Below are 16,745 nucleotides of genomic sequence, written 5' to 3'. Positions count from 1 at the left end.
AAGAAGTTTGCCGCCGTTTTCAGCGGCGAGTTATATCATATCAAGCTTTCCGACAAATGTCAACATCTTTTTTACATTTATTTTATCTATTTGAGAATAAATAAGAAGCCCGTATGGATACCCCTGGAAGAATTAATAGAAAGCGGCAAAAAAGAACTCACGGAAATGGCATTCCACCGTTTCCGTGAGTTCTTTTTCGTGTATTATATCATTGATCCACCAAAGGGATCTTCTGCTTGATCAGAGATACTATGAGAAGACATCTGCATTCTCATCTTCATTAGTTCTATTAAATATAGGTAATTATTCTTATCTGCCAAAAGGGAATTTGCTTCATTACTCTCTGGCAGACTGGCGTTTGGGCTGAAAGCCTGCAGCAATTGGGTTATTCCTTTTGTATATTGAGAACTATTAGTATTAGAAAGTCCGCTATTCTTCGGAGTATACAGGGATGCTTCACCTGCCATATGAGAATCTTCCATATAACTCATGACTTTCTTTACATATTGCTGTGTTTCTTTGAAAGGAGGAATTCCACCGTATTTTTTAACGTTATTGCCCCCTGCATTATATGCAGCCAATGTAAGTTCGATATTACCATCATACTTTTGCAGATTCTGCTTCAAATATTTAGCTCCCCCCATAATGTTGCTTCTTGCATCATATGGATCGTTTACCCCCAGAGATCTTGCAGTCGCAGGCATAAGCTGCATCACTCCTGCTGCCCCCTTTTTCGAGGTTGCAGAGGGATTAAAGTTAGACTCCACCTTGGCAACTGCTTTTAATAACTGTTTGGGAATATCATATTGTTTTGCTGCTTCAGTGAATATGGTCTCAAGATTCTCCGGTACATTCTTTATTGAATTCATTACCTTCTTAAAATCTCCGCCTAAGGCTGTTCCCGTATTTCCTGCTGGTTTTATATTCGCTTTTGCAAGCATAGACAATTTGATCTGATCTATTGTTGACAAAATTATGCCCTCCTGGAATCTTTGGAATTTAGGATACCCACTTTCCTGATGCATCCACTGTATATTCCCCTATCTTTGTATTAACTGCCATACTGCCGTCGGAATTCAGATAATACCAGACTCCAGGCTGTGTCTCTACCCAGCCTGTCATCATCTCTCCGCCCTGCTGGTTTAAATAGTACCACTTTTCATTTACGAATTGCCAGCCTTTTAACAGCTTACCATCGGATGGATTTAGATAATACCACCTCTGGTTTATAAACAGCCAGCCAATTTGGCGTACTCCATTGCCGTCAAAAAAGTACCAGTCATTTAAAATCAGCTTCCAGCTATTCCTTGGCACTCCGCCATCTTCCTGCTTATAGGTATTTCCTTTCCATACTCCAGTCGTATCTCCCTCATATTCCATAGTCACATCGGAAGAAGTAACGTAATCGCCCTCTTTTATGTATTTACGGTCTTCTGCAGTAAATCCAATAGCACGGACTTCATAATAGTATACCGCATCTTTGCCCATCTCTTGAGAGAGATCCACCATATTGGTTGAAACAGAAATCCTTTTTTTCAGTTTATCATCTGCATATAAAGCAACCTGATATCCGGTTGCAAACTCAACTTTCTTCCATACCGCTTTGTTCCTGTTGCTGTCAGACCAGCCAGCCTGGGAAGTATTACCTAATTTTACAACAGGTACATAATCGGCTTTCACTTCCAGAGTATGATTATCCAATGCTTTGGCAGAAACAAATTTTGCTCCTGTTATCTTGAAATCAGACCGGTTATAAGATTCTGCAAATATCATTGTATCCGATGTCAATATTACGCTGACCCGTTCATTGGAAGCCGCTTTCCATTTGCTGATATCTCTTTTCCACAGCGTATCCTGAATGGAAACTCCTGAAGTCGTTGTGCTAATCTCAGGCATCAGAATCTCCTGATCCCCAACCTGACTCTTAAATGTAAGATTTAAACTTCTTATAACAATTGAATCGGCTGCAAAGGACTTCATAGGAGCAAAACAAATCAGGAACATCACAAGTGCTGTTAACAGACTCAGATATGTATTGCGTTTTTTTACTATTCTCATTGCTCCCACACTCCATCTTCATTAATTGAATATCCATCAATGACTGTCTTGACAGCCATGGCTCCATCCTGATGGAAAAAGCGCCAGTATCCATCAACCTGCTGCCAGCCAGTTGCCATCACACCGTCATCATTGGTATAATATGTCTTCTGGTCACGGGTAAACAAACCCTTTAACATGGCTCCTTCAAGATTTGCCTGTATTGTATTCAAATAATACCATCTGCCTGCCTGATTAAGCCAGCCCTTCTGCATTGCTCCCTGATTGTTAAAGAAATAATAATAACCATTGATTACCTGCCAGTTAGTAGCGGCAGCCCCCTGGGGTGCCTCATAACCGTTATCCGGATAAAAATAATACCAGGTATCATTGATCTTCTGCCAGTCAGTCAGCATCGCTCCGTTGGCATCCATGTAGTAAATATCAGAACCCAGAATAAACCAGCCGGTTATCATCCTGCCGTTTTCATCAAACCTGTACCACACATTATCAAGTGCAAGCCAGGAATTTGAACGGACAGTTCCATCTGCATATCGGTAATACCAGACTCCTGACTGCTTCTCCCAGCCATCCTTCGGTTCTTGTGCCCCCGAATCATCTGCCTTCCGGTCCGATTGCTTCCCTGTTCCGTCAGACACATCACGATCTCTGATTATTAATTCATCAGACTCTACCCAGTTGCTTTTCTTTCCATTCTTCAACTCTTCCTGTTTAAAAGGAATAGAACGAATCTTAAAAGAATAGGTTCCTTCCTCTGTCATGTACGGATAAAAGTTATAGGAAGTGGTAGTTACCTGTTCCTTTTTAAAAACAATCTTTTTTCCTCTATATAGCCAGACTTCATAGGCGCCTGAGGTATTGTCCCCTTTCGACCATACCGCCTGCCCAAGCCTGGTATCCTTCCAGCCTATATCTTCCGGCTCTGCGTAAAGCCCTTTAATGGGTTTGGCACGGAACGTTACAATCAGATCACTGCCCTGACGCTTTGCACTGATATAGGAACCTCCATTTATTTTTATCTTTGAAGCTTCATAAGAAGATTTAAAATAAGCATCGGACTCGCTGGATGGCGTAATCGTCACATTCATCTTAGGTTCTTCTCCAATGGTCATATTCTTCGTGGTAGAAGTCACCCATGCTGCCTCAGTTATGCTGTATTGCTTGCTTCCGGCACTTACATAGCACTCCGAATCCGCTTTATCAAGACTGATATCCGGTAAACGGTCACCAGCTTCTGTATTGAGCTTTACCTTTATGCTGACCGAATTAATGGCTTCCGTAGCCATGACTTTATCCGGGATGATACACAGACAAAAGGCCGTCAGGATGCCAACTGCAATTGCCCGCCTTCGTTGTTTCATTCAATCACTCCTTTGCTTAATTAACACACATCACATCATAACACACACTTTTTCTATCGTCAAAATAGCGTGAAAACATAAGGAAACAAAGAACTTTCTCCTATTTTAATCCTGAGAAACAACAGTTTCTTCTTCCTCAGATCCGTTGTCCCCGGACTGCTCAACAACAGAATCTTCGATTAACAGCTTCTCTTTGTTTTCCGGTACATAATCCAGAAAATAAAGGTAAATATCAACAATCGCCTGATAAAGTTCCTCCGGAACCTGGGTTCCAAGTTCTAACTGGGTCAGAATTGTTGCAAGAGAATTGTCTTCATATACAGGAACTCCATTTTCATTGGCTGCCTCTACGATTTTTTCCGCCATATACCCCATACCGGAAGCAACAATAACCGGTGCTCTGTTTTTTGTATCATCATATTTTAGTGCTACTGCTTTTTTATTTAATGTACTCTTAAATTTTGACATCGACTGAATTTTTTCCTTCCTGAATTTTAGGAAATACTTCTACTGGAGAAGACGGTCCTCCGCCAGCCTGCAGATATAAATTATCAAGCCTGAAACGATGTTGTTCAAAGATTGCTTTAATCCCTTTTTGTATGCTGTTTTCTGATTTCTGCATCTTTTCCGGGTAATAAAGCTGGAGGGAGGACATGTCTTCCCCATAGACAAGGACAAGTTTAAATTCCCCTAATTCTTTTATATCAAATTTTACGAAAAATCTGGCACTGCGGCTGACGCCGCTCTGAGTACTGCTGCCTTCCTCATCCGGATCAATCCACATCTCAGAAAATAGTTTTTTCCCATTTAAATTCAGAGGAAATGCAAGGTGCAAAAGAGGCATGTAAACGCTTTCGCTCATTACCAGAGACTGAAGCATACCAAGAAACATCTGCTTATTCTCCAGTCCTGCTCCACCGCTGATTCCTGCTCTTAAAAACTCCAGAAACTGATCGGACCATTCATTCTTTCCCGCTGCCTGCTCCATATCCACCTGATTGAGCATCTGCCCAAAAAACTCTGGAGTCATATCTCCGAAGAAGCGGCGGAATCCCTGATAGCCTGTCAGCTTTGAAAAAGCCTGGAGTACTTCTTCTCTGTCTCCATTTTCATATCTTGAAATAAGCACCGTCAGCAGGGATATCTTATCCCTTATGGTACCCATATCATGGTTTGCAGAAATATATCTGCCTAAAAATGGAACAATTTTTTCTTTTAATAAGGTACTGTTGGATGCAGTATCTCCGTCCTTTGCCGTTAAATCCAGTTCTTTTAATAATTCTTCTATCTGTTCTCTGGTCTGCTTAAACACAAGGTTCTGCATGTCTTTTACCGTTCGGGATATATCATTTAGAATGTGTCTGCCTGCAGACATATCATTAAATTTCTTAATAAAATCTAAAATATCTGCTTTTAAATCTACAGAATTCGTCTCTGCCATTGCCTGACGAAGTTTGTCAAAAATCCCTCCACTGAAACGGGCTGAAGATTCTGCCTGTTTTTTTAAAAATGGCAGAAGATCTTCCTCATTCATCTGAGCCGCTTTAAAAAAGGCAGCAATCCTCTTAGCCGCTTCTTCCCCCATAACTCCGCCTGTCAGCATATCCTCTCCCTGAAAGAAAACATTGGTCAGAATTCTGGACAAATCCGGTGTGTTCTTCACCATATTCAGGAATGTACCAAAATTTGATCTGTATTGGAAAGCCAGCTGCTGGTCTTTGCTTCCTCCTGAATCAGTGCGATTGTCACCGCGGGTTACTTTTGACGGGTCCACTGGATTCTGGATCTGAAGTCCCTGTCCTGCCTGCGGATTATTCTTAATTGTGGAATTATCATAACCGGAAAGAGGGGTTGTTACCTTTAAAACATCTGCCATAGTATGCCTCCATTTATGTGATGTATCATTTATTTTTTAGAAAGGTTCTGCTATTTGCTATTATTTTTTAACCAGCCATACCGATAAATAGATATATACTAATTAGACAAGGCGGTGTAAATATTATGGATAACGGCATGGATAATATGCTTGATATGTATCTCTTTGAAACCAATTCCCTACTGGAGCAATTGGATGAACTCCTGATAGAAGCCGAAAAAGCAGGAGATTTTACAGTCGATGATGTGAATGAAATCTTTCGTATCATGCACACAATCAAAGGTTCTTCTGCAATGATGGAATTCTCTTCCCTGATGCAGATTGCGCATCATATTGAAGATCTGTTCTTTTTCATTCGTGAGAATGGTCTGGACTCTTTTGACAGTTCTCACAAAAGCATCCTTTTCGATTTAATGTTCCGTTCTACCGATATGCTTCGTGCAGAGGTTTCAAAGATTGAAAACAATGAACCACTTAGTGATAATGTCGACAATCTGACCGAGGAAATTAATAGCTTCCTGAAAAAAATAAGCAAGGATGGCCCCCAGCAAAGCACAAAAGAGCCGGTTGCTGATCAGATGAAACCTGCTGCTGATACAAAAAAAGAAACAGAAAGTTCCAAAACATCAGACACTCCGGCTGTCAGCTTAGATGAAATCAGAATGGACCTTGCAGAATGTCCGGATGATAAAGCTGCTTATTTTCTGCGTCTGTTCTTTGATGAAGGATGCGGAATGGAGAATCTCCGTGCATTCATGCTTATTACTTCATTAAAAGAATCAGGTTTGGAATTCGGGTTTTATCCGAAAGATATAGAGACAAACAGTCAAACTTGTACTACAATCATAGAGAAGGGATTTTTCATCACATTAGAATCCCGTGAAGATGCAGATTCTGCCATCTCTCTGATCAACAATTCCAATAATATCCGTTCTTATGAACTTATTGAAAATGTCCGTGTTAAAAATATCTCCAGCGCTGAAGTTGCTGCTTCACCGGCTGCCGCTGCTCCTACAGCACGGGAAACTGCTGCTCCCAGTACTCCGGCTGCCGCTTCCGGTCATCAGACACCGAATAAACAAAATCTGATTAGTGTGAACCTGGCCAAGTTAGATAATCTTGTTGCACTTGTAGGAGAAATCGTTATTACGGAATCCATGGTAACTTCTTCTCCTGACATTCAGAATCTGAAAAATATGGACAGCTTTTTAAAGGCTACCAGACAGCTCCGTAAACTTACTGATGATCTTCAGGATATCGTTATGTCTCTGCGCATGGTGCCTGTCTCCGGGGTTTTCCAGAAGATGAACCGAATCGTAAGAGACATGAAGCAGAAGCTGAAAAAAGATGTACGCCTTACCATTGTAGGTGAGAATACAGAAGTTGATAAATCCATTGTAGACAGCATTGGTGATCCCATTATGCACATTGTAAGAAACTCTATGGATCATGGAATTGAAGACAGCGCAGAGGAACGTATTGCCGCAGGGAAAAATCCTCAGGGTGAGATCACTTTATCAGCCAGTCATACAACCAACGAAGTAATTATTTCCATACAGGATGACGGGCGCGGCGTGGATCCAGCCGGTGTTATGGCAAAAGCACGGAAAAATGGAATTCTTACAAAACCGGAAAATGAATATACGCAGAAAGAAATTCTTGCACTTCTTCTTGCCCCTGGTTTTTCCACCAACGAAGTGGTTACCGAATACTCCGGACGTGGTGTTGGTATGGATGTTGTAAAGAAAAATGTGGAGACAATTGGCGGAACCGTTACCATTACAAGTGAATTAGGAAAAGGCATGTGTACAACTTTAAAGATACCGCTTACCATGGCAATTGTAGACGGTATGGAGATCGCAGTCGGTAAGTCTGTATTCACCATCCCGATTGCCAATATCCGTCAGTCCTTTAAGGTAAAGAATGAAGAAGTCATCTACGATACAGAAGGCAATGAGATCATTAAATGTATGGATCAGTTTTATCCGATTATCCGAATTCATGACCTTTATAATATTGAGACAGAAGTCACCAACATTGAAGAAGGAATCCTTGTATGGGTGGAATCAGGAGATAAGTCCTGCTGCCTGTTCGTCGATGATCTTCTTGGAGAGCAGCAGGTGGTGGTAAAACCGCTCCCAACCTATTTAAACAGCTTTAATATCAAGGATTCGGGAATCAGCGGCTGTACCATTCTTGGTGACGGAAATATCAGCATCATACTGGACGTTCTTAATCTGTATGCTGCAGCACATAATCAATACTAATTGGGAATTGGAGGAATTTAAATGTCAGCAGAAAATACACAAACCAAAACAGCCGCTTCAGATTATGAAGTCATGGAAAAATTAAACGCTGAAAGTTCACAGGCAACAGAACGTTATCTGACCTTTCGGACGGATAATCTGACCTTTGGGGTAAGCACCAACTATATTATAGAGATTATTACCAATCATGTTATTACAACCATGCCTATGCTTCCAAATTACATAAAGGGTGTTATCAATCTAAGAGGTCAGATCGTGCCGATTATTGATATCCGCTTAAGGCTTGGAAAACCTGCAATCGAATACACCAATGCAACCTGTGTGATTGTATTAAATGTAGATTCTGTTTTTATCGGTATCATTGTGGACTCTGTTGAGCAAGTTCTGGATATTGACTATTCACAGATCTCTTCTGTTCCTGCCAATAACCGTGAAGAACTGGTAAGCGGTATGATATCCATGCCAGACAATAAAGTGGTTCTGTTAATGGATTGTGAAACTTTAGTTAATAACTCATAAAGGACGGCTTCTCTATGTTAACACTTTCTCAGCAAGACTTCACAAGGCTCGTTCAGTTCGTGAAGAAAAATTACGGCATTGACTTATCAAAAAAGATGCAGTTAATTATGGGACGATTGTCAAACACAATTATTTCTCTGGGCTATACTTCATTTACCGATTATATAGACCACGTTACTTCATCGAAAAATCCTGCTGATCTGGAAGTAATGCTGAATAAACTTACAACGAATTATACTTATTTTATGAGAGAAGAAGCTCATTTTAATTTCTTGAGAGATACCATTCTGCCTCATCTGTTAAGTACAAAGAAAAATAAAGTTTTAAGCATCTGGAGTGCTGGCTGCTCTTCCGGAGAAGAGCCTTATACCATTTCCATGATCTTAAAGGAAGCCCTGGGGGCGCAAGCCGCCCTCTGGGATACCAGGGTCCTGGCTACGGATATTTCACAAAATGCGTTAAAGGCTGCAAAGCAGGCAGTCTACGACGAAGAATCATTAAAAAACCTCTCTCCTTCCTGGAGATCAAAGTATTTTGCAAAAACGGAGGAACAGGGGATCTACACGGTTGCGCCCTCCATCAAATCCAATGTGATCTTTCAAACATTCAATCTGATGGACCCCATACGGTTTCGTTTGAAATTTGATGTGATTTTCTGTAGAAATGTTATGATATATTTTGATCAGAATACCAAAGACGGTTTGATCCAACGTTTTTACGATGCTTCTGCACCGGGAGGATATCTGCTGATCGGACATTCTGAGACTATTAATAAAGAAAAAACTCCTTTCAAGTATATCATGCCGGCAACTTACCGAAAAGAATAATCTGTTTAATATAAAATCTATTTACTGCTGGTTTCCTCCGGTAAATGGATTTTCTATTACACAGATTTGAAAATTTCAGATAGAATGAAAACTTACATCTGCCTGGCAATGTTTATCTGCCAAGAATGGAGTGAATTATGAATGAAAAAATCCGGGTTTTTATCGTAGATGATTCTTTGCTCTTTCGCAAAGTGCTGATTGATAACCTTTCTAAAAATCCTAATATTGAAATAATTGGATATGCAGTTGACGCATTTGATGCAGAACGAAAAATTCCACTTTTGAAACCTGATGTTGTAACGGTAGATGTTGAGATGCCCCGTATCAATGGGATTGAATTTGTCAAAAAACTTTTACCCAAATATAAAGTACCTGTTATTTTGGTTTCTTCCCTAAACTTAAATGTTTTTGAGGCACTCTCTGCAGGTGCCGTTGATTTTGTAAGAAAGCCAGACATGAGTCTGAGTAACTCTTCCAGCATTTTTTTAAGTACCCTTATGGGGAAGATTTTCATTGCTTCCAGAGCAACTATTAAAGTTCCTCAGAATGCTGCTCCTCCCGCTCCCGCTCTTACAGGCAATCCGGCTGGAGGGCAAAAACCATTTTCCCTCAATGCGTATAACACAATCATTGCCATTGGTGCTTCTACAGGCGGGACAGAAGCTACACTTCAGGTTTTAAAAGATCTGCCTGCCGATACCCCTGGTATTTTAGTAACCCAGCATATGCCTGAGGGGTTTACAAAAATGTATGCGGACCGCTTAAACCGTTTATGCCATATGAGAGTAAAAGAAGCGCAAAGCGGGGATTCTATCGAAAGAGGCCAGGTACTTATTGCCCCAGGTGACCTGCAGATGAAAGTAGTCCGCATGGGCAACCGCTATACTGTGAATTGTTTTTCTGGAGAAAAGGTAAGCGGACACCGTCCCTCTGTTGATGTGCTTTTTCAATCCATAGCAGATACTGCAGGTCCTAATTCTGTTGGAATTATCATGACCGGGATGGGAAAAGACGGAGCGGAAGGATTGCTTCAGATGAAGAAGAAAGGAGCATTCACCATTGGCCAGGATGCAGAAAGCTGTGTTGTGTATGGTATGCCTATGGTTGCCTATAACATTAATGCCATTGTTACCCAGGCTTCATGTGCCAATATATCCAGAGTTTTGTTGAAACACCTATACGCACTTTAAATATAAGAATTGACGATTCTAAAGTTAATATTTTTTTATTCATGACGATAATATAAATAGAACATTGGTATAGTAAGCTCTTAGAAAGGAGTCATTCAATGCGTATTTCACAGAATTATTTAAGTACGCTATATAATACATCCATGATACAACAAAATCAGGCGCCCTCCGGGATTGATTCTTCGGAGTCCTTAAAAAACAATTATGATGAAATTACTATCCGATCTGCATCACCGGAAGAAATAGACTCAAAGTTTGTATCTGAACTGAAAAATCTCTTAGTAAAAGAGATAAAACAACCTGCTGCTGAGGAAAAGCTGAGCCTTTTAAAACAGCAGATTCAAGAAGGAACTTATCAGGTGGATGCAAACAAGATTGCAGAAAAGATTCTTTTATACAAAGGAGCGGATTTATAATGGATGAATTTATGACTGTCATTGAGGATTTAACTGAATTATTCAAGGAACTGACTCAGATAGAACAGCTCAAACTGGATGCGGTTAAAAAGAATCGCATTACCCATGTAGAGGAATGTATGAACCGGGAACAGGCTTCTATTTTAAAGCTCAAGGGTCTGGACCGCAAAAGAGAGATTTGTCAGGAAAAGCTTGGCTTCAACGGTCTTTCTTTTCAGGAAATACTGAAAAGGACATCTGGAAAACAGCATAATGAATTAAAACAACTGTTTTCTACTCTTTCCCATTATGTTGATTTCTTCCAGGAAACAAATGACAGTGCCCGCACAATGATTGAATTAAACCTACATAAGATAAATCATATATTAAGCAGTTCCTCTGAAGGAGCTGCACCACATAAACCAGAATGGGGAGGACAATTATGACACGATCTACATTTGCCAGTTTCACCACTGCCCGTCTTGCCATGGCTGCAAGTCAGCGGTCCCTTGATGTAACCGGTCAGAATATCGCAAATATTAATACAACAGGATATACCAGACAGCAGGTAGATCTTGTCAGCTTGAATTTAAAAGGCGGCAGCATATATGGCAGCAGTCCGGCTTCCAAAATTGGCTACGGAGTTGAGGTCAGCAACATCTCTCAGATACGTGACCAGTTTCTTGACGTTCAATACCGCAATCAGGTTGCAAAGGTCGGAACAGCAGACGCTCACCAGGCAGTTCTTGATCAGTTGGCTGATATATTTGATGAAACCGATAAAGATGCTCTAAAAAAAGCTCTCAGCGATTTGAGCAGCAGTTTAGACAAGTTATCTTCCAATGCAAACAGCACTGAATTTGACAGCATTGTCCGTTCCCGCAGCCAGATTCTCATCAACTACATACATCAGAAAGCGGCTGATTTAAAGAGTACCCGTGCGGAGAATATCAGCAGTCTGGAAGACACTACAATTCCTACCATCAACAGTCTGCTTTCCAATATTGGAGAGTTGAATGATGCCATCTGGAAGAATCAAATGCTTGGGAATCCTTCTCTTGAAATGATGGATGAGCGAAACAGCAAACTAGATGAACTTGCAGGCTATCTTCCTATTAATGTCTCTTATAAAGAAGTAGTGATTGCAAATGGAGCAAAATATAATTATCCTGTAGTCAGCTTTACTGGATCAAATGGACTGACTTATGACCTTACTGCAGGGGAACACGGAGAAAACTTCGCTACCATGTATGCCAAAGCTCAGGAAGATGGAACCGTGTCCATTTCTTTACTGCCAGCAACCAACTACCCCACCAAGTCTCCCGATCCTTCCATGAGTATTGACATCACAAATCTTTTAAGAGAAGGTACTTTACAGGGTACCGTTGATATGCTGAATAAATCCGGAGAACTGGACAATCCTCCAAGTGATTACAGAGGGCTTGGGTATTATGAGAAATCTTTCGATTCTTTCGTACAGACCTTTGCCAATACATTTAATAAGCTAAACCAGAATACAACTCCATATAAAGGTGTTACTGGTTCTCCTTCTCTTGGCACTGCAAAAGAGATGATTACCAGCGGTTCAGAAAAGGCTCAGTTTTCTTTTGGCTTTCAAACCGCTTCCGGCAACTACTTAAAGCATGAGATGATAGAAATTAATGGTGAGCATTACATGTTTGGAGATGGAGAAGGTAATACCATTAAACTTGGAGATACTTTGGAAGATTCCCTGAAAAATCTGGCCGCTGAATTGAATAAAAAAGAAAAAAATTTAACTTTAATGGTAAATGAGGAACCAGTGGAAGGTTCCTGGTCCTATGATGAAGATTTAAAGGCTCTCACCTGGACAAGCACAGAGGTATTGCCGGCAAATACCGAGATAACCAAAAAAAGTTTTAAAAACCAGGATAACCAGAATATCTCTATCCAGTATAGTGCAAACCCTTTAAATATTAAAAACTACGATTTATTCCAAACCTCAGACGGCACCAGAACCTTTAATGCCGGTAATATCAAAATATCTGACGACTGGATGAGCAACAGCATTCATATCATTGCTTCCCACGATAAAGATGCAGGTTCCACAGCCAATGATAATATTATTCTTATGCTTAAATCTTTGACGGATGACAGGGAATTTAATTATGAGTACTCTTATAAGGATGAAAAGGGAGAGACAAAAACCGGAATCATATCCTACTACACCGGTAACTTCTCTCAATGTTATTCCACACTTGAGAATAATCAGGGAATTGATAGTTCAAAAAATGCTTCTGTTTTAAATAATCATATTTCTGTTTTAAAAGAAACTTCTAATAATAAAGATTCTGTCTCAGGAGTATCTCTTGATGAGGAAGGAATTAATCTTATGCAGTATCAGAGGTCTTATACTGCTGCCGCCCGCCTTATGACGACCCTTGACCAGGCATTGGATGTTCTGATCAATAATACCGGCATCGTTGGCAGATAGGAGGAATAAACATGCGAATAACAACCAATGCAATTATACGCAATTATAAAAGTAATCTTGCAACAACAATTGGCACTTTAAATACTTCCAGAGACCGTGTTATGACGAATCGCAGGTTTACCTCCGCGGCTCAGGACCCTGGCGGAGCTGCCAGAGCTTCCCAGTTACACCGTAAATACTACAAAAACCAGGATAATCTAAGTATGCTTAAAGACGTTCAGTCCCGGCAGGATGGACAGGAAGATTCCTTAAGACAGGTTTCTGACATCGTCAAGACAATCAGCAAAGACTATAGCATACAGGTACTGAATGGAACCAATCAGACGAAGGAAGTAAGACAAGGATATGCTTCTGCTATCCGTCAGTTCCAGAAATCCATGGTATTGAGCCTTAATTCCACCTATGAAGACACCTTCTTATTTGCTGGAACAGACGGGAAAAACCCACCTTTTAATTTGTTAGATGATGGTACCCTTACTTACCGGGACGTTAATGTAGATGCTGCGAATGGGACAGATGATTTCGCCCAGTTGCGGAACTTTTCCAAAGAGAACTTATATGTAGATCTGGGAATGGGGCTTTCTACAGACGAATGGAACAGTGTTGTCCCTTCAAGTGCTTTTGATATGTCTCTTCCGGGGATCAATGCTATTGGATACGGAAAAGATAAAGATGGCATGAGCAATAATGCCATTGTACTCTCCGGACAATTGGCTGACTTACTGGAACAGGAAGAATTTGATGCAGAAAGCTACAGAAAACTTATGGGAAAATTTGAGAATGTAAGCTCCGGTTTATTAAATAATATTACTGAATTAGGTGTTAAGTCCGAATTTTTAAGCACTACCAAAGATCGCCTTGAAAACACAGATATTGCTTTACAGGAACAGATGGAAAGCGTAGAGGGTATTGATATGGCAGAAGCAATCAGTGACTATATGTGGAATCAATATGCTTATAATGCCGCATTGAAAGTAGGAACTTCTATTTTGTCTCCGTCCTTTATTGATTTTATGAAATAGACTTGATTGGGGGTATATGAACATGAAACCTTTATTAAAAATCACTACTATACCTATGAAATATGAGTTGAACGTCACCAGAGCCCGTTTGGAATATTCAAAATCCAAAGGGGACCTGTTGGCGTCAAAAGAAAAAGGCGGTATGGAAATCGAAAGCCGTCCAACTAAATTACGTTTGGATACATATGATGCCCGCAATTCCGTATGTCCTACTACAATGGAAAGTGTCCGCCGTTCTGCCAGAGACGGCATACAGGCGGCTCAGGAAGCTACGGCATCTTATGCAGAGGAGAGTGCAATGTTATTAGATCCAAGAATTTCTAATCCCCTTGACCAGATTAACAGTCAACGCGCTCAAATGCCTACTGGTGAGTTTGGATTGACATTTTTACCTACGACCGGACCAGATATTGAATGGTCAGCCCCAGATTTATCCATGCAATACCAGATGGACCGGTTAAGTTTTGAATTTAGAGTTGCAAAAGGAGATTTTGAGTTTGTGCCTGGTAATGTGCAGATCTCCATTACCCAGATGCCAGATGTGCAGATTGAATATATCGGTAACCCTATGTACGTTCCCCCAAGCGCTGCAGAACATTTTAATCACGCTCCAGTAGATGTGCTTGCATAATGAAATCTCGGAGGTTTCTATGGAAATCAAAACACAATATTTTGGCACTATTACCTGTTCCGATAAAGAACTCATTCATTTTTCTGATGGACTTTTTGGTTTTTCTCATTTAAAAGACTATGTGCCCCTGGCTTTTCAGGATAACAGTGATGCCCTTATCTCACTTCAGTCTGTTGAGGAAAGCGGTGTATCATTTATTATAATGAACCCGTTTCAGCTTTACCCAGACTACGCACCTGTTTTATCAGAGGATGATAAAGCGCTTTTAGGCGCCGATTACAGCGAAGATAATATCTCATACTATGTTATCTGTGTGATACATGATTCCATGGAAGACAGCACGGTTAATTTAAAATGCCCTATTGCAGTAAACACAGACACAAGGCATGCCCGCCAGATTATTCTGGATAATGCACTTTATAAATTCCGGCACTCAATTAAAGACTTTGTAAAAAAGGAGAAATAAAATGCTTATTCTTCAAAGAAAAAAAGGGCAGGAACTTACAATCGGTGATAATGTCCGTGTGACTGTTGTAGAGGTAGGCAGCGACTGGGTTAAGCTGGCAATTGATGCTCCAAGAGATGTTCCGATCCTGCGTTCAGAGCTGATTGAGGCTGCTTCTGCCAATCAGGAAGCTGCCTCTGCTGTTCTGAGTCCAGATTCTATCAATAAAATCAATAAACTGTTTCAAATAAAGAAAGAAAGCGGAGAAACTTAATCTATTTAAGGATCTCCGCTGTTTCTTTATTCTCTTCTACTTCTTTGTTTTCTTCTACTTCTATCTCCTGGTCTGATCCTTCTTCCTCAAGCTCTGCCTCTTTGACTTCATCATCTTGTATTTTCTGCGCTTCCTCCAACGGAGAGGCTCTTCTCGTCTTGGGATTTGGTAGCCGCAGTTTTAGTTTTAGAAAGAAGGATTTCACGGAATTTATTCCTTTTATAATCTCTAACAATACATGTTCTCTGAATCTGCTATAGCATATGCGAAGCCCATAACGAATCAATCTTAAAACCCAGAACAAAGGCAGAAGCATTCCATTCCTCTCCAGAACCGGGTAAATGGTCTCCATATAAGCCCTCTCTGGAAATGTCCATTCCAAAAACTTCATCAGCTTTTCTGCCCTCTGATTGCGTGCATAACAATCTGCAACCGTCTTAATTAATGGAAGGAACTGGGAGCTGACATCTCTTCCTTCTATTCCTTTTGACAGAATATAAGATTCCATTGCATCGTAGATTTCGCCATTTTCCGTACCTGCTCCACTTCCTAACCATCGCAGAACCAGATACTCTAATTTTTCTGCAAACACATCAATCTTAAGCTTCTTTAATTTCTCATAAATATATTTCCAAGTGAAATCTTCTGCATTTTTTTTATAGAAAATCCAGAAATCAATAATCTGATTGAGACTAATCTCTCCCTTGGCATAACAATCTGTTAAGCGGCACATATAGAATATATACTTGTCATCGGGTCCTATCTCTCTCACATGTCTGCAGTCTTTTTTAGCGGAGGCACCTGCCAATAATTTTTTATAATATTTTCTCATTTGACGGCTTATAAAAATATTAAAGTTATAAAAGAATATTTTAATACCCGGAATGCGGTAATATAAAAATCCATCATCTTCTGTAGGGCGTTCCAAAAAGTCTCTGACCCGAAGCTTATCTGCAATTATTCCAGTTCCTTTTTTATCTGATCCTACTTCAATAAATTCCCGGCAGCACATCTCCTCAATCGGATATGACTTCGCCGTCTCTGAATAATCCAGAAAGAAACAATTCACTTTTTCTTTTTCCAGCAAAGACTTTAACTGCTTTTCTGCCTTTCCAAGGCGATCTACCCGATGAACTCCCTGTAAATACTTTTCAAAGAAACGCTTTCGGACAGACTGAGGAATGGCTTCATCTAAACCCATAATTCCGTAATATACCAAATGGGCAACATGATGATAATCTGCGATCCGAAACATCTTGTTCCAATCTAACTGACGCATCGGCTCTGGAGTTGCTTTTTGATTCATAACAGTGGATAGTACTGTCATTAAATATCGTTCTTCGTATCCTATTCTCATTACTCTCTTCCATCCTTAAAGCTGCCGGAAGCCCAATGACTCACCGGCAA

The 16,745-nt window shown here is 40.4% G+C and carries 17 protein-coding genes; 11 read left to right on the top strand and 6 right to left on the bottom strand.

Annotated features, from left to right (window positions below):
• Positions 1-203: 203 nt before the first annotated feature.
• The 5 genes from FAY33_RS16435 to FAY33_RS16415 all read right to left on the bottom strand — a co-directional run bounded on the left by FAY33_RS16435 (position 204) and on the right by FAY33_RS16415 (position 5,295).
• Positions 204-971, bottom strand: a complete 768-nt coding sequence (locus tag FAY33_RS16435) for a lytic transglycosylase domain-containing protein (RefSeq protein WP_347562712.1) — start codon at positions 969-971, stop codon at positions 204-206.
• A gap of 28 nt (positions 972-999) precedes the next feature.
• The gene (locus FAY33_RS16430; RefSeq protein ID WP_143322314.1) at positions 1,000-2,058 is read right to left on the bottom strand and encodes an N-acetylmuramoyl-L-alanine amidase family protein; all 1,059 of its coding nucleotides are present in this window, start codon (positions 2,056-2,058) and stop codon (positions 1,000-1,002) included.
• On the bottom strand, positions 2,055-3,419 hold the full coding sequence (locus FAY33_RS16425; RefSeq protein ID WP_143322313.1) for an N-acetylmuramoyl-L-alanine amidase family protein: 1,365 nt from the start codon (positions 3,417-3,419) through the stop codon (positions 2,055-2,057). The genes FAY33_RS16430 and FAY33_RS16425 overlap by 4 nt, the downstream gene beginning before the upstream one ends.
• A 105-nt stretch (positions 3,420-3,524) precedes the next feature.
• Entirely contained in the window at positions 3,525-3,887 is a 363-nt protein-coding gene (locus FAY33_RS16420) for an EscU/YscU/HrcU family type III secretion system export apparatus switch protein (RefSeq protein WP_143322312.1), read from the bottom strand.
• Positions 3,874-5,295 carry a hypothetical protein gene (locus FAY33_RS16415; protein ID WP_143322311.1) on the bottom strand — a complete coding sequence of 474 codons (1,422 nt, stop codon included), beginning with the start codon at positions 5,293-5,295 and terminating at the stop codon, positions 3,874-3,876. Before FAY33_RS16415 ends, FAY33_RS16420 begins: the two co-directional genes overlap by 14 nt.
• Positions 5,296-5,420: 125 nt before the next feature.
• Here FAY33_RS16415 and FAY33_RS16410 point away from each other — a divergent pair, with 125 nt between their 5' ends.
• The 11 genes from FAY33_RS16410 (at position 5,421) to FAY33_RS16360 (ending at position 15,338) form a co-directional block, all read left to right on the top strand.
• Entirely contained in the window at positions 5,421-7,562 is a 2,142-nt protein-coding gene (locus FAY33_RS16410; protein ID WP_185967665.1) for a chemotaxis protein CheA, read from the top strand.
• Between the two features lie 21 nt (positions 7,563-7,583).
• The gene (locus FAY33_RS16405; RefSeq protein WP_143322310.1) at positions 7,584-8,081 is read left to right on the top strand and encodes a chemotaxis protein CheW; all 498 of its coding nucleotides are present in this window, start codon (positions 7,584-7,586) and stop codon (positions 8,079-8,081) included.
• 14 nt (positions 8,082-8,095) lie between these two features.
• Entirely contained in the window at positions 8,096-8,908 is an 813-nt protein-coding gene (locus FAY33_RS16400) for a protein-glutamate O-methyltransferase CheR (protein ID WP_143322309.1), read from the top strand.
• Positions 8,909-9,045: 137 nt separating this feature from the next.
• The gene (locus FAY33_RS16395; RefSeq protein WP_143322308.1) at positions 9,046-10,098 is read left to right on the top strand and encodes a chemotaxis response regulator protein-glutamate methylesterase; all 1,053 of its coding nucleotides are present in this window, start codon (positions 9,046-9,048) and stop codon (positions 10,096-10,098) included.
• 98 nt (positions 10,099-10,196) lie between these two features.
• Positions 10,197-10,514, top strand: coding sequence for a flagellar biosynthesis anti-sigma factor FlgM (locus tag FAY33_RS16390; protein WP_143322307.1), 318 nt, complete (start codon positions 10,197-10,199; stop codon positions 10,512-10,514).
• Positions 10,514-10,939 carry a flagellar export chaperone FlgN gene (flgN, locus tag FAY33_RS16385; protein ID WP_143322306.1) on the top strand — a complete coding sequence of 142 codons (426 nt, stop codon included), beginning with the start codon at positions 10,514-10,516 and terminating at the stop codon, positions 10,937-10,939. The genes FAY33_RS16390 and flgN overlap by 1 nt, the downstream gene beginning before the upstream one ends.
• Positions 10,936-12,966, top strand: coding sequence for a flagellar hook-associated protein FlgK (gene flgK / locus FAY33_RS16380; protein WP_185967664.1), 2,031 nt, complete (start codon positions 10,936-10,938; stop codon positions 12,964-12,966). Before flgN ends, flgK begins: the two co-directional genes overlap by 4 nt.
• Positions 12,967-12,977: 11 nt before the next feature.
• Positions 12,978-13,988, top strand: a complete 1,011-nt coding sequence (locus FAY33_RS16375) for a hypothetical protein (protein ID WP_143322304.1) — start codon at positions 12,978-12,980, stop codon at positions 13,986-13,988.
• Positions 13,989-14,010: 22 nt separating this feature from the next.
• Complete coding sequence (locus FAY33_RS16370; RefSeq protein ID WP_143322303.1) at positions 14,011-14,619, top strand: DUF6470 family protein; 609 nt, start codon at positions 14,011-14,013, stop codon at positions 14,617-14,619.
• A gap of 19 nt (positions 14,620-14,638) precedes the next feature.
• Positions 14,639-15,085, top strand: coding sequence for a flagellar assembly protein FliW (locus tag FAY33_RS16365; RefSeq protein ID WP_143322302.1), 447 nt, complete (start codon positions 14,639-14,641; stop codon positions 15,083-15,085).
• 1 nt (position 15,086) lies between these two features.
• A complete protein-coding gene (locus FAY33_RS16360; RefSeq protein ID WP_143322301.1) occupies positions 15,087-15,338 on the top strand; it encodes a carbon storage regulator in 252 nt (83 codons plus the stop codon).
• Between the two features lies 1 nt (position 15,339).
• Here FAY33_RS16360 and FAY33_RS16355 read toward each other — a convergent pair whose 3' ends face one another.
• Positions 15,340-16,695 carry a nucleotidyltransferase family protein gene (locus FAY33_RS16355; protein WP_143322300.1) on the bottom strand — a complete coding sequence of 452 codons (1,356 nt, stop codon included), beginning with the start codon at positions 16,693-16,695 and terminating at the stop codon, positions 15,340-15,342.
• Positions 16,696-16,745 lie beyond the last annotated feature (50 nt).

Origin of the sequence: Clostridium sp. HBUAS56010 (assembly GCF_007115105.1) — a bacterium.
Classification (GTDB): domain Bacteria; phylum Bacillota; class Clostridia; order Lachnospirales; family Lachnospiraceae; genus Lacrimispora.
Note: the sequence above shows the minus strand (reverse complement) of the source record. Positions and strands in the feature narration are given on the sequence as shown.